This is a genomic window from Streptomyces formicae (assembly GCF_002556545.1).
Taxonomy (GTDB): Bacteria; Actinomycetota; Actinomycetes; order Streptomycetales; family Streptomycetaceae; genus Streptomyces; species Streptomyces formicae_A.
Genome location: NZ_CP022685.1, coordinates 2,286,287 through 2,300,818, shown reverse-complemented (window position 1 = coordinate 2,300,818; position 14,532 = coordinate 2,286,287). Strand labels below are relative to the sequence as shown.

13 protein-coding genes are annotated in these 14,532 nt (G+C 72.2%); 7 read left to right on the top strand and 6 right to left on the bottom strand.

Going from position 1 to position 14,532, the window contains the following annotated elements; genetic code table 11:
* Positions 1 to 24: 24 nt before the first annotated feature.
* Positions 25 to 444 carry a CBS domain-containing protein gene (locus tag KY5_RS09610; RefSeq protein WP_055554307.1) on the top strand — a complete coding sequence of 140 codons (420 nt, stop codon included), beginning with the start codon at positions 25 to 27 and terminating at the stop codon, positions 442 to 444.
* Between the two features lie 3 nt (positions 445 to 447).
* Here the strand turns inward: KY5_RS09610 and KY5_RS09605 are convergent, their stop codons facing one another.
* A complete protein-coding gene (locus KY5_RS09605) occupies positions 448 to 1,593 on the bottom strand; it encodes a magnesium and cobalt transport protein CorA (RefSeq protein ID WP_098241833.1) in 1,146 nt (381 codons plus the stop codon).
* A gap of 157 nt (positions 1,594 to 1,750) precedes the next feature.
* Between KY5_RS09605 and KY5_RS09600 the strand changes: the two genes are divergently transcribed.
* Entirely contained in the window at positions 1,751 to 2,593 is an 843-nt protein-coding gene (locus KY5_RS09600) for a methyltransferase domain-containing protein (RefSeq protein ID WP_098241832.1), read from the top strand.
* A 97-nt stretch (positions 2,594 to 2,690) separates the two neighbouring features.
* Here KY5_RS09600 and KY5_RS09595 read toward each other — a convergent pair whose 3' ends face one another.
* Both KY5_RS09595 and KY5_RS09590 read right to left on the bottom strand, forming a co-directional pair.
* A complete protein-coding gene (locus KY5_RS09595; protein WP_234362673.1) occupies positions 2,691 to 3,608 on the bottom strand; it encodes a carbohydrate kinase family protein in 918 nt (305 codons plus the stop codon).
* Complete coding sequence (locus KY5_RS09590) at positions 3,605 to 4,510, bottom strand: pseudouridine-5'-phosphate glycosidase (RefSeq protein ID WP_098241831.1); 906 nt, start codon at positions 4,508 to 4,510, stop codon at positions 3,605 to 3,607. Before KY5_RS09590 ends, KY5_RS09595 begins: the two co-directional genes overlap by 4 nt.
* Positions 4,511 to 4,662: 152 nt before the next feature.
* On the opposite strand from KY5_RS09590, the gene KY5_RS09585 reads away from it, so the two are divergent.
* On the top strand, positions 4,663 to 5,028 hold the full coding sequence (locus KY5_RS09585) for a cupin domain-containing protein (protein ID WP_055554299.1): 366 nt from the start codon (positions 4,663 to 4,665) through the stop codon (positions 5,026 to 5,028).
* A gap of 10 nt (positions 5,029 to 5,038) precedes the next feature.
* On the opposite strand, the gene KY5_RS09580 is transcribed toward KY5_RS09585, so the two are convergent.
* From KY5_RS09580 to KY5_RS09570, 3 genes are all read right to left on the bottom strand, one after another.
* Positions 5,039 to 6,301: an MFS transporter gene (locus KY5_RS09580; protein WP_098241830.1), complete on the bottom strand. Its 1,263-nt coding sequence runs from the start codon at positions 6,299 to 6,301 to the stop codon at positions 5,039 to 5,041.
* Between the two features lie 75 nt (positions 6,302 to 6,376).
* Complete coding sequence (locus KY5_RS09575; protein ID WP_098241829.1) at positions 6,377 to 6,973, bottom strand: methylated-DNA--[protein]-cysteine S-methyltransferase; 597 nt, start codon at positions 6,971 to 6,973, stop codon at positions 6,377 to 6,379.
* Positions 6,974 to 7,034: 61 nt separating this feature from the next.
* Positions 7,035 to 7,931: a glycerophosphodiester phosphodiesterase gene (locus KY5_RS09570; RefSeq protein WP_098241828.1), complete on the bottom strand. Its 897-nt coding sequence runs from the start codon at positions 7,929 to 7,931 to the stop codon at positions 7,035 to 7,037.
* 276 nt (positions 7,932 to 8,207) lie between these two features.
* Here KY5_RS09570 and KY5_RS09565 point away from each other — a divergent pair, with 276 nt between their 5' ends.
* The 4 genes from KY5_RS09565 to KY5_RS09550 all read left to right on the top strand — a co-directional run bounded on the left by KY5_RS09565 (position 8,208) and on the right by KY5_RS09550 (position 14,292).
* Positions 8,208 to 9,080: an MHYT domain-containing protein gene (locus tag KY5_RS09565; RefSeq protein WP_098241827.1), complete on the top strand. Its 873-nt coding sequence runs from the start codon at positions 8,208 to 8,210 to the stop codon at positions 9,078 to 9,080.
* 62 nt (positions 9,081 to 9,142) lie between these two features.
* A complete protein-coding gene (uvrB, locus tag KY5_RS09560) occupies positions 9,143 to 11,281 on the top strand; it encodes an excinuclease ABC subunit UvrB (protein ID WP_098241826.1) in 2,139 nt (712 codons plus the stop codon).
* A 157-nt stretch (positions 11,282 to 11,438) separates the two neighbouring features.
* Positions 11,439 to 12,017, top strand: a complete 579-nt coding sequence (locus KY5_RS09555; protein ID WP_098241825.1) for a TerD family protein — start codon at positions 11,439 to 11,441, stop codon at positions 12,015 to 12,017.
* Between the two features lie 64 nt (positions 12,018 to 12,081).
* Positions 12,082 to 14,292: a TerD family protein gene (locus tag KY5_RS09550; protein WP_098241824.1), complete on the top strand. Its 2,211-nt coding sequence runs from the start codon at positions 12,082 to 12,084 to the stop codon at positions 14,290 to 14,292.
* Positions 14,293 to 14,532 lie beyond the last annotated feature (240 nt).

The window sequence follows — 14,532 nt, the reverse complement described above, 5'->3', positions numbered from 1 at the left end:
TCCGCCCGGCAACGGGAGGCACCAATGACCACCGCCGGAGACATCATGCACCGGGGAGCCCAGTGGATCCCCCGGCACGAGACGCTCGACCGCGCGGCCCAGCTGATGCGCGAGCTCGACGTGGGCGCGCTGCCCATCAGCGACGAGAACGAACGCCTCTGCGGCATCCTCACCGACCGCGACATCGTCGTCGGCTGTGTGGCCATGGGCCACGACCCGTCCCGGGTCACCGCGGGTGACATGGCCAAGGGGACACCGCGCTGGATCGACTCGGGCGCCGATGTCGACGAGGTCCTCCGGGAGATGCAGGGCCACCAGATCCGCCGCCTGCCGGTGATCGAGAACAAGCGGCTCGTCGGCATGATCAGCGAGGCCGACCTGGCCACGCACCTGACCGACGACCAGCTCGCGGGCTGGGTCGAGAGCGTCTACGCCAAGGGCTGACGTTCACAGCCATCCGTTCCTCCGGAAGCCGCGGTACAGCGCGAAGCAGGTCGCCGTGATCACGGACATGACCAGCGGATAGCCGTACCTCCAGTGCAGTTCGGGCATGTGCTCGAAGTTCATGCCGTAGAGGCCGCAGGCCATCGTCGGGACCGCGACGACCGCCGCCCATGCGGTGATCTTCCGCATGTCCTCGTTCTGCGCGACCGTCACCTGGGCGAGGTGGGCCTGGAGGATCGAGTTCAGCAACTCGTCGAAGGCGGCGATCTGTTCGGTGGCCCGCTTCAAGTGGTCGTCCACGTCCCGGAAGTACGCCTGTATCTCCGGGGCGATGGCGCGCATCGGCGTGCTGGCGAGCACCTGGAGCGGGTGGCCGAGCGGCACCACCGCCCGCTTCAGCTCCAGGAGTTCACGCTTGAGCTGGTAGATGCGGCCGGGGTCGGCCCGCGCGCCGTCCGGGGCGAACACGTCCGTCTCCACCTGGTCGATGTCCGACTGCACGGCGTCCGTCGCCGCGAGGTAGTCGTCCACCACCTGGTCGGCGATGGCGTGCAGCACCGCGGCGGGTCCCTGGGCGAGCTGCTCGGGCGACGCCTCCAGCTCCTCGCGCAGCGGGCCGAGCGAGCCGTGCCTGCCGTGCCGCACGGTGATGACGAAGTCGCGGCCGACGAAGACCATGATCTCGCCGGTGTCCACCACCTCGCTGGTGGCGGTCAGTTCGGTGTGTTCCACGTAGCAGACGGTCTTGAACACGGCGAACAGCGCGTGGTCGTACCGCTCGACCTTCGGGCGCTGATGCGCGTGCACCGCGTCCTCCACGGCGAGCGGGTGTAGGTCGAAGAGGTCGGCGATGCCCGCGAACTCCTGCTCCGTCGGCTCGTGCAGCCCCAGCCAGACGAAGCCGTCGTCGGTCTTGCGGATCCGCTCGACCGCCTCGACGAGGGTGTCGACGGAGGGCTGGCGCACACCCCTTCGGTACGACACGCAGTTGACCACCGACGAGCCGAGCGGGGAGCGGGCCGGGTGGCTCAGGTCGACGCGTGAGCGGCGCCGGCCCAGGCGCGCGACCTTACGGAGGCGGCCGACCTTGCGCAGACTCGAGACTTTGCCAAGGCTCCCTACCTTCCGAAGGTTGCCTGCCATGGACATGAGGGGCTCCTCGCGCTGGTGAACGCCGGTGATGTGGCGTGCCAGTTTGCCAGTCCGGGCCGGGACCTCGCTGGGGCCTGTGGGAACGGAGTATTCCGCTCCGGAATGCCCGGTTCTGCCTCCCGGGGCCAAGCCGGGCAACTGGGATGATCAGGGCATGACGCGAATCGACGGCCATCTCCTCGACGCCCGGCAGCCCCTCGACCACCGGCAGCCCGGGGCAGGTCGGTCCGACCTGCGACAGGCCGGGACGGTGCGGCGCCGCGACGCCTTCGCCGCCCTCTTCGACCCCATGACCTTCGGACACATCGAACGCCTCGGCATCGGCCCCGGCTGGCGCTGCTGGGAGGTCGGGGCGGGCGGCACCTCCGTGGTCTCCTGGCTCGCCAAGCGGGTCGGGCCCACCGGCAGGGTCCTGGCGACCGACACCGACACGTCCTGGCAGACGCGGGCCGCGCGCTCGCCCCTGGAAGTGCGCGTCCACGACGTCGCCGCCGACGCGCCGCCCGTGGAGGGCTTCGACCTGGTGCACGCGCGGCTCGTCCTGGTCGACGTCGCGGACCGGGACCGGGCGCTCCAGTCGATGCTCAGGGCGCTGCGGCCCGGCGGCCGCCTCCTGATCGAGGAGGCCGACCACGCGCTCCAGCCCCTCGCCTGCCCCGACGAGTACGGCCCCGCACAGGAGTTGGCGAACCGCCTGCGCCACGGGGTGCGCGCGCTGCTCGCCGAGCGCGGCGTCGATGCCGCGTACGGCCGCGCACTGCCCCGCCTGCTGCGCGAGAACGGCCTGCGCCGCGTCGAGTCCGAAGTCCACATTCCGCTCACCTCTCCGGCCTGCGCCGCGCTGGAGACCGCGACGCTCCAGCACCTGCGCGCCGACCTGATCGCCGCGGGTCTCGCGACGGCGGAGGAGGTCGACGACCACTTGGCGAGCGTCGCGGAGGGCACCCTCGACCTGGCCGCGTCGCCGCTGATCGCCACATGGGGGAGGAAGGGGTAGCACCTGCCGTTCGGGCGGGACCCGAAGGGGCGCGGGGAACTGCGCGACCAGCCACGACGCACCCGCGGACGAAGACCGCGTTCCGTGGGTCACCGAGTCAGCGCTCCACGGCCCCGGGGGGCCTGCCTCCCGCCCGCGTCACCGCCCGCGCCCCCGCCCCGCACCCCTGCTCCGCCGCGGCGACGAGGTCCGCGCCGCCGAGCAGCGCGGCGAGCAGCGCGCCGGTGAACGCGTCGCCCGCCCCCGTGGAGTCCCGTGCGCGGACGGGCACCGAGGAGGCCCGGCCGCGTACCTCGCCGCCCCACGCCACAAGGGCCCCGTCCGTGCCCAGCTTGACCACCACCGAGGGGAAGCGGCGGCTCAGCTCGCACGCCGCGTCCGACGGATCGGGCAGCCCGGTCAACAGCTCCGCCTCCGCCCTGCTGGGCACCAGCGTCTCCACCCCCTGCACCGCCGCGAGGAACCGCTCCACGCCCAGCCGGGCCAGGAACCCCGCCGACGCGGGATCCACGCTCACCGGCACCCCACGCGCGCGTGCCGACGCCAGCGCCTCGGCGGCCGCCGCGCGGCTCTGTGTCCCGAAGAACAGATAGCCGGACAGATGCAGCCGTGCGACGCCGTCGAGGAGCGAGGGCGACCAGTCGTCGGGGGAGATCCGCAGCGAGGCGCCGTTGTCCGAGAGGAACGTCCGCTCGGCCGCCGCGGCCGCGTCCACCAGACAGATCACCGTGCCGGTCGGCTCCCGCGGATCTATCACGAGCCGAGGCCGCACCCCCGCGCGCGTGAGCGCCGCCTCGTGCCACGCCGCGGAGTCCGCGCCGACCCGCCCGAGCAGGCGTACGTCCGGACAGCCCCAATGCGCCGCCCAGCACGCCACGTTGCCCCCCGCGCCGCCCGGCACCGTACGGATGTCCGCCGCCGTGTCGGTCCCCGGCGCGAGCGGCGTCCTGTGCAGCGCGACGACGTCCGTGACGACGTCCCCCACCACAAGGAGGCCGCCGGGCCGCACCGTCACCGCCCGGCCCAGGCCGTCGCGATCCGCGCCCCGAGCCGTACGTTGCCGCGCACCGCGGCGAGGTTGGCCTCCAGGGACGCGCCTTCGGTGCGCCGGACCAACTCGTCCAGCAGGAACGGCGTGATGGCCTGCCCGGTGATGCCCCGCTCCTCGCACGCCGCCAGCGCCTCGGCGAGCACGCGCGCGTGGAGCACGGGGTCGAGCTGATCGTCGCGCGGCACCGGATTCGCCACGATCAACGCCGTGGCGGGCCCGTCGAGCGCGTCCTGGGCGCGCATCACCTCCGCGATCTCACCGGGCGCGCGCAGCGTCCAGTCCACCGGGTGCCCGGAGTCGGCGAGGTAGAAGCCGGGGAAGCGGTCCGTCCGGTACCCCGCGACCGTGACGCCGAGGGTCTCCAGGCGCTCCAGCGTCGCCGGTACGTCCAGGATCGACTTCACGCCCGCGCACACCACCGTGATCCGGGTGCGGGCGAGCAGCCCCAGGTCGGCCGACTCGTCCTGGGTGACGGTCCACTCGCGGTGCACCCCGCCGAGCCCGCCCGTGGCGAACACCCGCAGCCCTGCGCGGGCGGCGAGCAGCGCCGTGGCCGAGACCGTCGTCGCCCCGCTCGCGCCCGTGGCGACGGCGAGCGGCAGATCGCGGTGGCCCAGCTTGCGGATGCCGTCCTCGTTCGCGACCCGCTCCACCTGCTCCTCGTCCAGGCCGACATGGGGGCGCCCGTCGAGCACGGCGATCGTCGCGGGGACGGCGCCCTCCTCCCGTACGACCGCTTCGAGTTCCTCGGCCACCTGGAGGTTGCGCGGGCGCGGCAGGCCGTGCGCGATGATCGTGGACTCCAGGGCCACCACGGGCTGCCGCTCCGCGACCGCCGTCTGCACCTCGTCGGACACCACCAGCACGGGCCTGCCTCCTGCCTGTCGGGTCTCCCTCTCATCCCTGGCGGTCGGCGCGGCCCGTCAAACCCCGCTGACGAGACGTACGGGCCCGGTTGACCGGACGCGTCAGGACCCGGCAGGGACACGGCAGAAGGGCCCGGCTAGGGTGACCGGCCATGACCACGAATGATCAAGCTGTCGCGTCCTTCGCCGTGCACATCCCGGACGTCGACCTGGAGGCCGAGCCCCTGGACCCGGAGCAGATCGTCTCCGGCGACCCCGTGGTGACCGGCAAGGTGCTGTGGGAGTCGGCCGACGGCAAGCAGCTGCGCGGCATCTGGCAGATCACCCCCGGCGTGGTCACCGACACCGAGGCCAACGAGCTCTTCGTGGTCGTCAGCGGCCGCGCCACCGTCGAGGTCGAGGGCGGCGCCACGCTGGAGATCGGCCCCGGCGACGCGGCGGTGCTCCGCGAGGGCGACCGCACGACCTGGACGGTGCACGAGACGCTGCGCAAGGCGTACCACATCACGTTGCCCTGACCGTCCCGCGTCAGCGCGCCGGCCTGACCGCCCTGCGTACGGCGAGTCCGGCCATCGGCAGCAGCACGCAGGCCCCGACGAGGTTGAGCCAGCCGTAGCTGGCCCGCGCGACGATCAGGCCCGCGAGCGCGCCGCCGATGCCCGCCGACGCGTTCATGGTGAGGTCCGAAAGGCCCTGCACCGCGGCCCTCGCGGGGCCCTCCACCGAGTCGGTGAGCAGCGCCGATCCTGCCACCAGGCCCGCGGACCAGCCGAGGCCGAGCACGAAGAGCCCGGCGGCGGTCTGCCCGTGGCTCGGCCCCGCCGTGCCCGCGAGCAGCGCGGCGCAGCTCAGCAGCCCGACCGCGAGGCCGATCACGGCGAGCCTGCCGAACCGGTCGGAGAGCCAGCCGAGCACCGGCGAGAACGCGTACATGCCCGCGATGTGTCCGCTGATGACGAGGCCGACCAGTTGCAGGCTCGCCCCGTGGTGCCCCAGGTCGACCGGGGTCATCACCATGATCGAGACCATCACCGTGTGCGACACGGCCACCGTCACCAGGGCGAGCCGGGCCATCGGCGACCCGGCCACCGCGGCGACGGCGGCCCTCAGCGAGCGGCTCTCCGCGGAGTGGTCCTCGTCCGGGGCCAGGGCGCGGGCGGTGAGCAGCGGGTCGGGGCGGAGCAGCACCGCCACCACGAGCGCGGCGACCGCGAAGATCCCGGCGGCGAAGAGGAAGGGGCCCGCCTTCTCGGGGACGGCCGTGCCGGAGAAGAGACGGCTCGTCGGCGCGGCGATGTTCGGGCCGAGCACCGAGCCGATGGTGGTGGCCCAGATGACGTGCGAGATGGCGCGGCCGCGCCGGTCGGGCTCGGCCAGGTCGGCCGCGGCGAACCTGGCCTGCAGATTGGCGGACGAGCCCGCTCCGAAGGCTGCCATGCCGAGCAGCAGCAGGGGGAAGTTCCCCACGACCGAGGCCAGTACGACGAGTCCCGCCCCCAGCGCGCCGATCAGATACGCGAGGACCAGGCCGGGCCTTCGGCCCCGCGACGTCATCAGCGCGGCCAGCGGCAGCGAGAGCAGGGCGGTGCCGGTGACGGACGCCGTCGGCGCGAGCCCGGACAGTGCCTCGCTCCCGCTCACCTCGGTCGCGAGCACCGGGGCGAGCGCGATGCCGATCGGCACTCCGAGGCCGCCCAGGATCTGGCTGGCGATCAGCACCGCGTTGGTCCGGCGGCGCAGGGCGGGGAGCGCCTTTGGCGATATGCCGGGGGCGTCGAGGGTCGAAGTCACCGACGCAGTGTGCCAGGGCGTACGTACGGGCGAAACGTAGTTGTCACAGTCCGCCAGGACCGCCGGGTGAGCCGGTCAGAACAGCGGCTGCGGCAGCACGCCCTCGAGGGCGAGGAGCTGCCGCTTGGTCTCCAGACCGCCCCCGAAGCCGCCGATGCCCCCGTCGCTCTCCACCACGCGGTGGCACGGCACCACGACCGGCAGCGGGTTGGCCCCCATGGCGAGGCCCACGGCCTGCGCCGCGCGCGGCTGACCGACGCGGCCGGCCAGGTCGCCGTAGCCCACCACCGTGCCGAACGGCACCCCCGATGCCAGCTCGCGCAGCACCTGGCGGTTGAAGCCGGAGATCAGCGACCAGTCGAGCGGCAGCTCGAAGTCGCGCCGCTCGCCCGCGAAGTACGCCGCGAGCTGGCGTATGGGCTCGGCGAGCAGCGGGGAGCCTGGCTCATGGACAGGCTCGGCGCCCAGTCGGGAGCCGAGCCGCTCCAGGACCGTGTCACGCACCGCGTCGGTGGCGTGGAAGGCGACGGTGACGAGTCCTTCACCGGTCGCGGCGAGCAGCAGCGGGCCGATGTCGCTGCCGACGACGGCCCAGACGACCTGACGGCCGCCCTGTTCCTGCCCCTGTTCCTGCCCCTGTTCCTGCCCCTGCTCCTGCGCGTGGGAGTTCATGCCGACCACCGTACGACCGCCCACTGACAACGCGGTGCGGCGGTCGTCGGCCCGGCCGCCGTCAGCCCTTGCGCAGTGCCTTGCGGACGACGTCAGGCGTGTTGGTGATGATCCCGTTCACCCCGAACTCCGCCGCGCGCACCGCGCTTGCCGCGTCGTTGACCGTCCAGGTGAAGATCTCCAGGGGCTTGCCGTGCGGGCCCTTCTGCGCGTGGATCGCGTCGACGTAGTCGGCCGAGATGGCGGTGTGCGTCGAGTTGATCTGGTCGGCGAACTCCGCGTACGCGGGCAGTTGGGCGGCCGTGGGGGTGCCGAGGAAGCCGGTCTTCACATCGGGCCGCAGCGCGTGCACGGTCTTCACACTGTCGGCGCTGAAGCTCTGGACGACCAGCTTGCTCTTCACGTGGTGCCGGTCGAGCCAGCCCGTGTCGCGCAGCACCCGCAGGCCCTGCTTCTCGATGCCCGGGTAGAGCTCGGGCTTCTTGAACTCGAAGACCAGGCTCTGGTGGTTGCGCGAGACCCGCCGCATGTACTGCTCCAGCGTCGGCACGCGCTGGCCCGCGAACTTCGGGCTGAACCAGCTGCCCGCGTCCAGCTGCCTGATCTCCGCGGCCGTGAAGTCACCGACCTTCCACGGGGCGCGGTCGGGGAAGACCTCCTCGACGTTCGTCGTCCGCTTCAGGGTGTCGTCGTGCATGATCACGAGCTCGCCGTCCTTGGTCCGCTGGACGTCGTTCTCGACCCAGCGGAACCCCATGTCACGGGCCTTGTCGATGGCCGCGAAGGTGTTCTCCGGCGCGTAGGCGGAGGCACCCCGGTGGGCGACGACCAGCGGCCTGTCGTGGTGGGCGGCGCGGGACGCCGTGGGGGTCCCCGCCGTGGCGGAGGCGGTGGGGAGGACGAGTGTGCCGGCTCCGATGAGGGCGGCGACGGTGGCAGCGGCAGCGCGTGCGTACACGGGTACTCCTCGCGTCGTGAGATCGCGGACCGGTCGAGAGTGACAGTCCGGGGTCAACGGGAGACAGGTGCAGGATGGCCACAGGTTGAACGGAGTCTCCAAAGACGGGGACCCCGCGCGCGGGGACTGCGATTCTTTGCCGGAAAATCGTTCGTACGTTCCGGGGTGAGCTTTACTCTCTGCCTCAGCCGACGGTCTTTCAGATGGACGTCGACAGAGGGGGCGGACGGGGCGTTCCGGAGAATTTGGGCACAACAGGCGGAAGGGCAACCGCGCATGCAGGGCACGGTCGACGGGTTCAGCTACGGAGTCGTCACACCGGTGGTGGCGTACCTCATGGCTTGTCTGGGAGGGGCGCTCGGCCTGCGCTGCACCACCAGATCGCTGCTCGTCGCCCGCTCCTGGCGGCCCGGCTGGCTGGCGCTCGGCTCGGCCGCGATCGGGTCGGGGATCTGGACCATGCACTTCGTGGCCATGATGGGCTTCACCGTCGAGGAGGCCCCGATCCGCTACGACAAGGCGCTGACCTTCGCGAGCCTCGCCGTCGCCATCGTCATGGTCGGCATCGGCGTCTTCATCGTCGGCTACCGCGGCGCCACGGGCACGGCCCTGTTCACCGGCGGGACCATCACGGGGCTCGGTGTCGCCTCGATGCACTACCTCGGAATGGCCGGTATGCGTCTGCGCGGGACGCTGGAGTACAACACCCTCGTCGTCACCGCGTCCGTGGTGATCGCCGTGGTCGCCGCCACCGCGGCTCTCTGGGCGGCCGCACAGGTCAGGGGATTCCTGTGGAGCCTGGGCGCGAGCCTGGTGATGGGCCTGGCCGTGAGCGGCATGCACTACACCGGCATGGCCGCCCTCAGCGTCCATCTGCACGGCTCGGGCTCCCTGCCGCCCGGTGACTCGCCCGCGGAGATCCTCGCGCCCATGATGATCGGCCCGCTCGCCTTCCTGCTCCTCGCGGGCGTCATCGTGATGTTCGACCCGCTCATGGTCCTCGGCGGCCGTCCCGAGACCAAGGAGGCGGCGGCCCGGGCCCGCTCGGGGCCCTCCTACTCCGTCCCGCGCTCGGGCGACCGGCACGTCCCGCCGCCCCGGCGCAGGTCCCGGCAGCGGCCAGGCTCCCGCACTCCGCAGAACTGGTGACGGGACGCCGCTGAGCGGCCGATCGGACCCGGTTGTCAGTGCGGGGTCGTACGGTGGTTTCCATGCGGCCCGTATCGAAGATCGAACGCACGGTGGCACCTTTCGAGGTCGTCAGCCCGTACCAGCCAAGCGGTGACCAGCCGGCGGCCATCGCCGAGCTGGAGCGGCGCATCCGCGCAGGTGAGAAGGATGTCGTCCTGCTCGGCGCGACCGGCACCGGCAAGTCGGCCACCACCGCGTGGATGATCGAGAAGCTCCAGCGCCCCACGCTCGTGATGGCGCCGAACAAGACGCTGGCCGCCCAGCTGGCGAACGAGTTCCGCGAGCTCCTGCCGAACAACGCCGTGGAGTACTTCGTCTCGTACTACGACTACTACCAGCCCGAGGCGTACGTCCCGCAGTCGGACACCTACATCGAGAAGGACTCCTCGATCAACGAGGAGGTGGAGCGCCTGCGCCACTCCGCGACGAACTCGCTGCTCACCCGCCGCGACGTGGTCGTGGTCGCCTCGGTCTCCTGCATCTACGGCCTCGGCACCCCGCAGGAGTACGTGGACCGGATGGTCCCGCTCAAGGTCGGCGACGAGATCGACCGCGACCAGCTCCTGCGCCGCTTCGTCGACATCCAGTACACGCGCAACGACCTGGCGTTCACCCGCGGCACCTTCCGCGTCCGCGGCGACACCATCGAGATCTTCCCGGTCTACGAGGAACTGGCCGTCCGCATCGAGATGTTCGGCGACGAGATCGAGGCGCTCTCCACGCTGCACCCGCTCACCGGCGAGGTCATCAGCGACGACGACCACCTCTACGTCTTCCCCGCCTCGCACTACGTGGCGGGGCCCGAGCGCCTGGAGAAGGCGGTCACCGGCATCGAGAAGGAGCTCGGCGAGCGCCTCGCCGAGCTGGAGAAACAGGGCAAGATGCTGGAGGCGCAGCGCCTGCGCATGCGCACCACGTACGACCTGGAGATGCTCCGCCAGATCGGCTCCTGCTCCGGCGTCGAGAACTACTCGATGCACTTCGACGACCGCGAGCCGGGATCCGCCCCGAACACCCTCATCGACTACTTCCCCGAAGACTTCCTCCTGGTCCTCGACGAGTCGCACGTGACGGTCCCGCAGATCGGCGCGATGTACGAGGGCGACGCCTCCCGCAAGCGCACCCTCGTCGACCACGGCTTCCGGCTGCCCTCGGCGCTGGACAACCGCCCCCTGAAGTGGGAGGAGTTCCTCGGCCGCATCGACCAGACCGTCTACCTCTCGGCGACCCCGGGCAAGTACGAGCTCTCGCGCGGTGACGGCTTCGTCGAGCAGATCATCCGCCCCACGGGCCTCGTCGACCCCGAGGTCGTCGTCAAGCCCACCGAGGGGCAGATCGACGACCTGGTGCACGAGATCCGCCAGCGCACCGAGAAGGACGAGCGCGTCCTGGTCACCACGCTCACCAAGAAGATGGCCGAGGACCTCACCGACTACTTCCTCGAGCTGGGCATCCAGGTCCGCTATCTGCACAGCGACGTCGACACGCTGCGCCGCGTCGAGCTCCTGCGCGAACTGCGCGCCGGTGAGTACGACGTCCTGGTCGGCATCAACCTCCTGCGCGAGGGTCTCGACCTGCCCGAGGTCTCCCTGGTGGCGATCCTCGACGCCGACAAGGAGGGCTTCCTGCGCTCCGGGACCTCCCTGATCCAGACCATCGGCCGCGCGGCGCGCAACGTCTCGGGCCAGGTCCACATGTACGCGGACAAGATCACCCCGGCGATGGAGAAGGCCATCGACGAGACCAACCGGCGCCGGGAGAAGCAGATCGCGTACAACAAGGAGAAGGGCATCGACCCGCAGCCCCTCCGTAAGAAGATCAACGACATCGTGTCGGCGATCGCGCGCGAAGAGGTCGACACCGAAGAGCTCCTCGGCTCGGACTACCGCAAGCCGAAGGAGGGCAAGAGCGCCAAGGCCCCGGTGCCCGCGCTCGGCGGCAAGGCGGCCAAGCCCACCAAGGCCAAGGCGAAGAAGTCGGCGGACGCCGCGCCCACCGACCGCCCCGCGGCCGAACTGGCCGAGCAGATCGAGGAGATGGCCGAGCGCATGCGCGCGGCCGCCGCCGACCTGCAGTTCGAGATCGCCGCGCGACTGCGTGACGAGGTGTCGGAGATGAAGAAGGAACTGCGGCAGATGCGGGAGGCGGGCCAGGCGTAGAAGCGCTGCTGGGGGAGGGGTTTCGGCGTACTGGCCGGTCTGTTGCAAGACCGCCACAAAGTCCCGACCGGAGTGCGGCCGCGCCGGGCCCACTGCATAGGGTGCTGGGCAACCGCAAGAGGCGGTTGCCCAGGCAGTTCGAAGAAGGGGACAGCGCGTGACGGTCAACATGACCAAGGGCCAGGCCATCAGCCTGCAGAAGGACGACGGGGGCGCCCTGACCGCGGTGCGCATGGGCCTCGGCTGGCAGGCGGCCCCGCGCCGCGGCCTGTTCGGTACGCGTACGCGCGAGGTGGACCTGGACGCTTCGGCGGTGCTCTTCGCCGACAAGCAGCCGCTGGACGTGGTGTTCTTCCGTCACCTGGTCAGCGACGACGGCTCGGTGCGGCACACCGGTGACAACCTGGTGGGCGGTGTCGGCCAGGGCGGCGACGACGAGGCGATCCTCGTCGACCTGCAGCGGGTCCCGGTCCACATCGACCAGATCGTCTTCACGGTGAACTCGTTCACCGGCCAGACCTTCCAGGAGGTGCAGAACGCGTTCTGCCGCCTGGTCGACGAGACCAACGGCCAGGAGCTGGCCCGCTACACCCTCGACGGCGGCGGTCAGTACACCGCGCAGATCATGGCCAAGGTCCACCGCGCGGGCGCGGGCTGGCAGATGACGGCCATCGGCACCCCCGCCAACGGCCGCACCTTCCAGGACCTGATGCCGACGATCCTGCCGCACCTGTAAGCGACGTCCGTACGCACCGAGGGAACGAGGGCTCGACGGGGGCCCGCGAGGGGGAACGAAGGCGATGACGGCTGAGCTGGTGCGGGGGCAGAACCACCCGCTTCCCGGGACCCGCCTGGAGATCCGCGTCTCGGCCGGCAAGCCGGTCGTGGCGGGCGCCACGCTCGGCGACGAGCGGGGCAGGATCCACGGCGTCGCATGGGTGGCCCACCCGGGATCGCCCACGCTGCCGGGGCTCGAGGTGTCCCAGCAGGCGGCCGCGGACCACCGCCTCGCCGTGGACCTCGACGCCGTGCCGGACACCGCCCACCGGGTCAGCGTCCTGCTCGCGCTGCCCGTGGGCATCGGGGGCCCGGTCAGCTTCAGCGCGCTCGCCGCGCCCTTCGTCGCGGTCACCGGACTCGACGGCACAGGGATCGCCAGCTACACCATCACCGACCTGGGCGCCGAGTCCGCCGTCGTCGCCCTGGAGCTCTACCGCCGCCAGGGCGCCTGGAAGGTCCGCGCGGTCGGCCAGGGCTATGCGGGCGGCCTCGCCGAGATGCTCACCGACCAGGGCCTGCCCGGCGCCGCGGAGCTGGCGGGCACGATCGACGAAGCGGTGGCGCAGGGCCTGGCCCGCTCCGTGGCCGCGCCCCCGCCGCGCCCCGCGGACGACACCCGCGTACGCACCGCCCCGCAGGGCCGGACTCCGCAGGTCGGGCAGGGGATCCCATCGGGCAGCCAGGTGGCTCCGCCGGGCGGGCAGATCGCCCCGTCAAGCGGGCAGGCACCCCCGGCGGGCGGGCAGGTGGCGCCGCAGGGCAGCCAGGCGGCCGCGGTGAGCGGCCAGGAGCCCCCGCAGGGCAGCCAGGCGGTCCCGACAAGCGGCCAGGCGGTCCCGCAGGGCGGCCAAGCGGCCCCGACGAGTGGGCAGGCGCCCTCCCAAGGCGGGCAGCTGAATCCGCCGGGCGGGCAGCCGGGCCACACCGGTCGGGCCGACCAGGACCAGGGCGGGGCCGCTTCGACGTCCCCGTCGCCCGCACCGCTCCAGCAGCCGGGCGACAGCGTCCCCACCGGAGGCCCCGTCGACTACACCCACCCCCGCCGACGGACCACCGCGGCCCCGCCCGCCGCGCCCCCGACGCCCCCGCCCCCGGGCCAGGCCGCGCAGCCCGTCGCGGGTGATGCCACCGGCTGGTCGATGGACGAGCGGCTCTACAACCAGGTGTGGGGCATGTTCGAGGACCTGGCGCGCACCACCGCGGCGTACCGCAGTGCCGTCGACTTCGCCGACTCCCGTAGGGAGCAGGAGATCGACAAGGCCCTCTCCGACCCGCGCGGTCGCATCGGCGGCGCGGGCGACGCCGCGCGTGACGCGGCCCGCGCCAAGCACGCCGACCTGGTCGGCCAGGCCAGGGCCACCCTCGACCGCGACCTGGCGCAGCTCGCCGCCGAGGCCGACGTCGTGGAGCCCGCCCTGCCGCCCGCCTTCGCGGCGTGGAGCAGCCCGGTCTGGCACGCCTACCGCGCGCCCATGGAGATCCCGATGGCGCTGCGCCTGGGCGACCTCCATCTGCCCGAGCGGATCGACCTGCGGATCCCGATGCTCGTCAGGCTGCCCCTGGAGCGCGGCCTGTGGATCGACAGCGGCAAGGCGCTCACCAACACCTTCACGGACTCCGCCGAGCTGCGGCGCCTCGCCGTGGACTCCGCGGTCACGCACACCGCGCGGCTGCTCGCGGCCTATCCGGCGGGCGAGTTCACGGTGCACGTCATCGACGCGGCGGGCTCCGGCGCGGGCGCGTTCGCGCCGCTGGTGACCTCTGGCGTGCTCGCCGGGCCCCCGGCCGCCGGGGCCGAGGGGGTCTCCGCCGTCCTCGCCGGGCTCACCCAGCGCGTGGACCTGGTGCAGATGGCGATCCGCGGCGCCGCCGCCGACGCGCTGCCCCCCGACCTGGACACCGCCGAGCAGCTCCTGATCGTCAACGACTTCCCGCACGGCTTCGACGACCGAGCGGTGACCCAGCTCCGCTATCTCGCGGACGAGGGCCCGGCGGTCGGCGTCCACCTGATGATGGTCGCCGACCGCGAGGACGCCTCGGAGTACGGCCCGCTCCTCGACCCGCTGTGGCGCGCACTGCTCCGCCTGACGCCCGTGCCCGACGACCATCTCGCCGACCCATGGGTCGGTCACACGTGGACGTACGAGCCGCCGCCGATCCCCGCGGGCAGCCGGATCCTGGAGCGGATCCTCGACCAGGTGGCCACCGCCCGGCGCAACGGCGGCCGCTGACGCACCCCCGTGGGGCGGCCGCTGGCGCGTTGCCGGTAAAGCGACTTTGGACCCCTTCTGACCTGGTCCTTTGGCTCTTGCTTGCCGTCGCCTTTACCAACCCTTGGTATTTCGCGTACGCTTCTACCTGCGGAGGGGAGTACTCCCGGCTGCGACGTGCCCGTCAATACGGACCGCCATCGGTCCCGGGGCGTCGGCCCGACTTGGCGGTGACCGCCTCGGGTGGAAGAGACCTCCGGC

Coding starts and splice junctions, on each gene's coding strand:
- uvrB (WP_098241826.1), top strand. CDS start 9,143: ATGCGGCCCGTATCGAAGATCGAACGCACGGTGGCACCTTTCGAGGTC.
- KY5_RS09575 (WP_098241829.1), bottom strand. CDS start 6,973: ATGAACTCCCACGCGCAGGAGCAGGGGCAGGAACAGGGGCAGGAACAG.
- KY5_RS09550 (WP_098241824.1), top strand. CDS start 12,082: ATGACGGCTGAGCTGGTGCGGGGGCAGAACCACCCGCTTCCCGGGACC.
- KY5_RS09600 (WP_098241832.1), top strand. CDS start 1,751: ATGACGCGAATCGACGGCCATCTCCTCGACGCCCGGCAGCCCCTCGAC.
- KY5_RS09565 (WP_098241827.1), top strand. CDS start 8,208: ATGCAGGGCACGGTCGACGGGTTCAGCTACGGAGTCGTCACACCGGTG.
- KY5_RS09610 (WP_055554307.1), top strand. CDS start 25: ATGACCACCGCCGGAGACATCATGCACCGGGGAGCCCAGTGGATCCCC.
- KY5_RS09605 (WP_098241833.1), bottom strand. CDS start 1,593: ATGTCCATGGCAGGCAACCTTCGGAAGGTAGGGAGCCTTGGCAAAGTC.
- KY5_RS09585 (WP_055554299.1), top strand. CDS start 4,663: ATGACCACGAATGATCAAGCTGTCGCGTCCTTCGCCGTGCACATCCCG.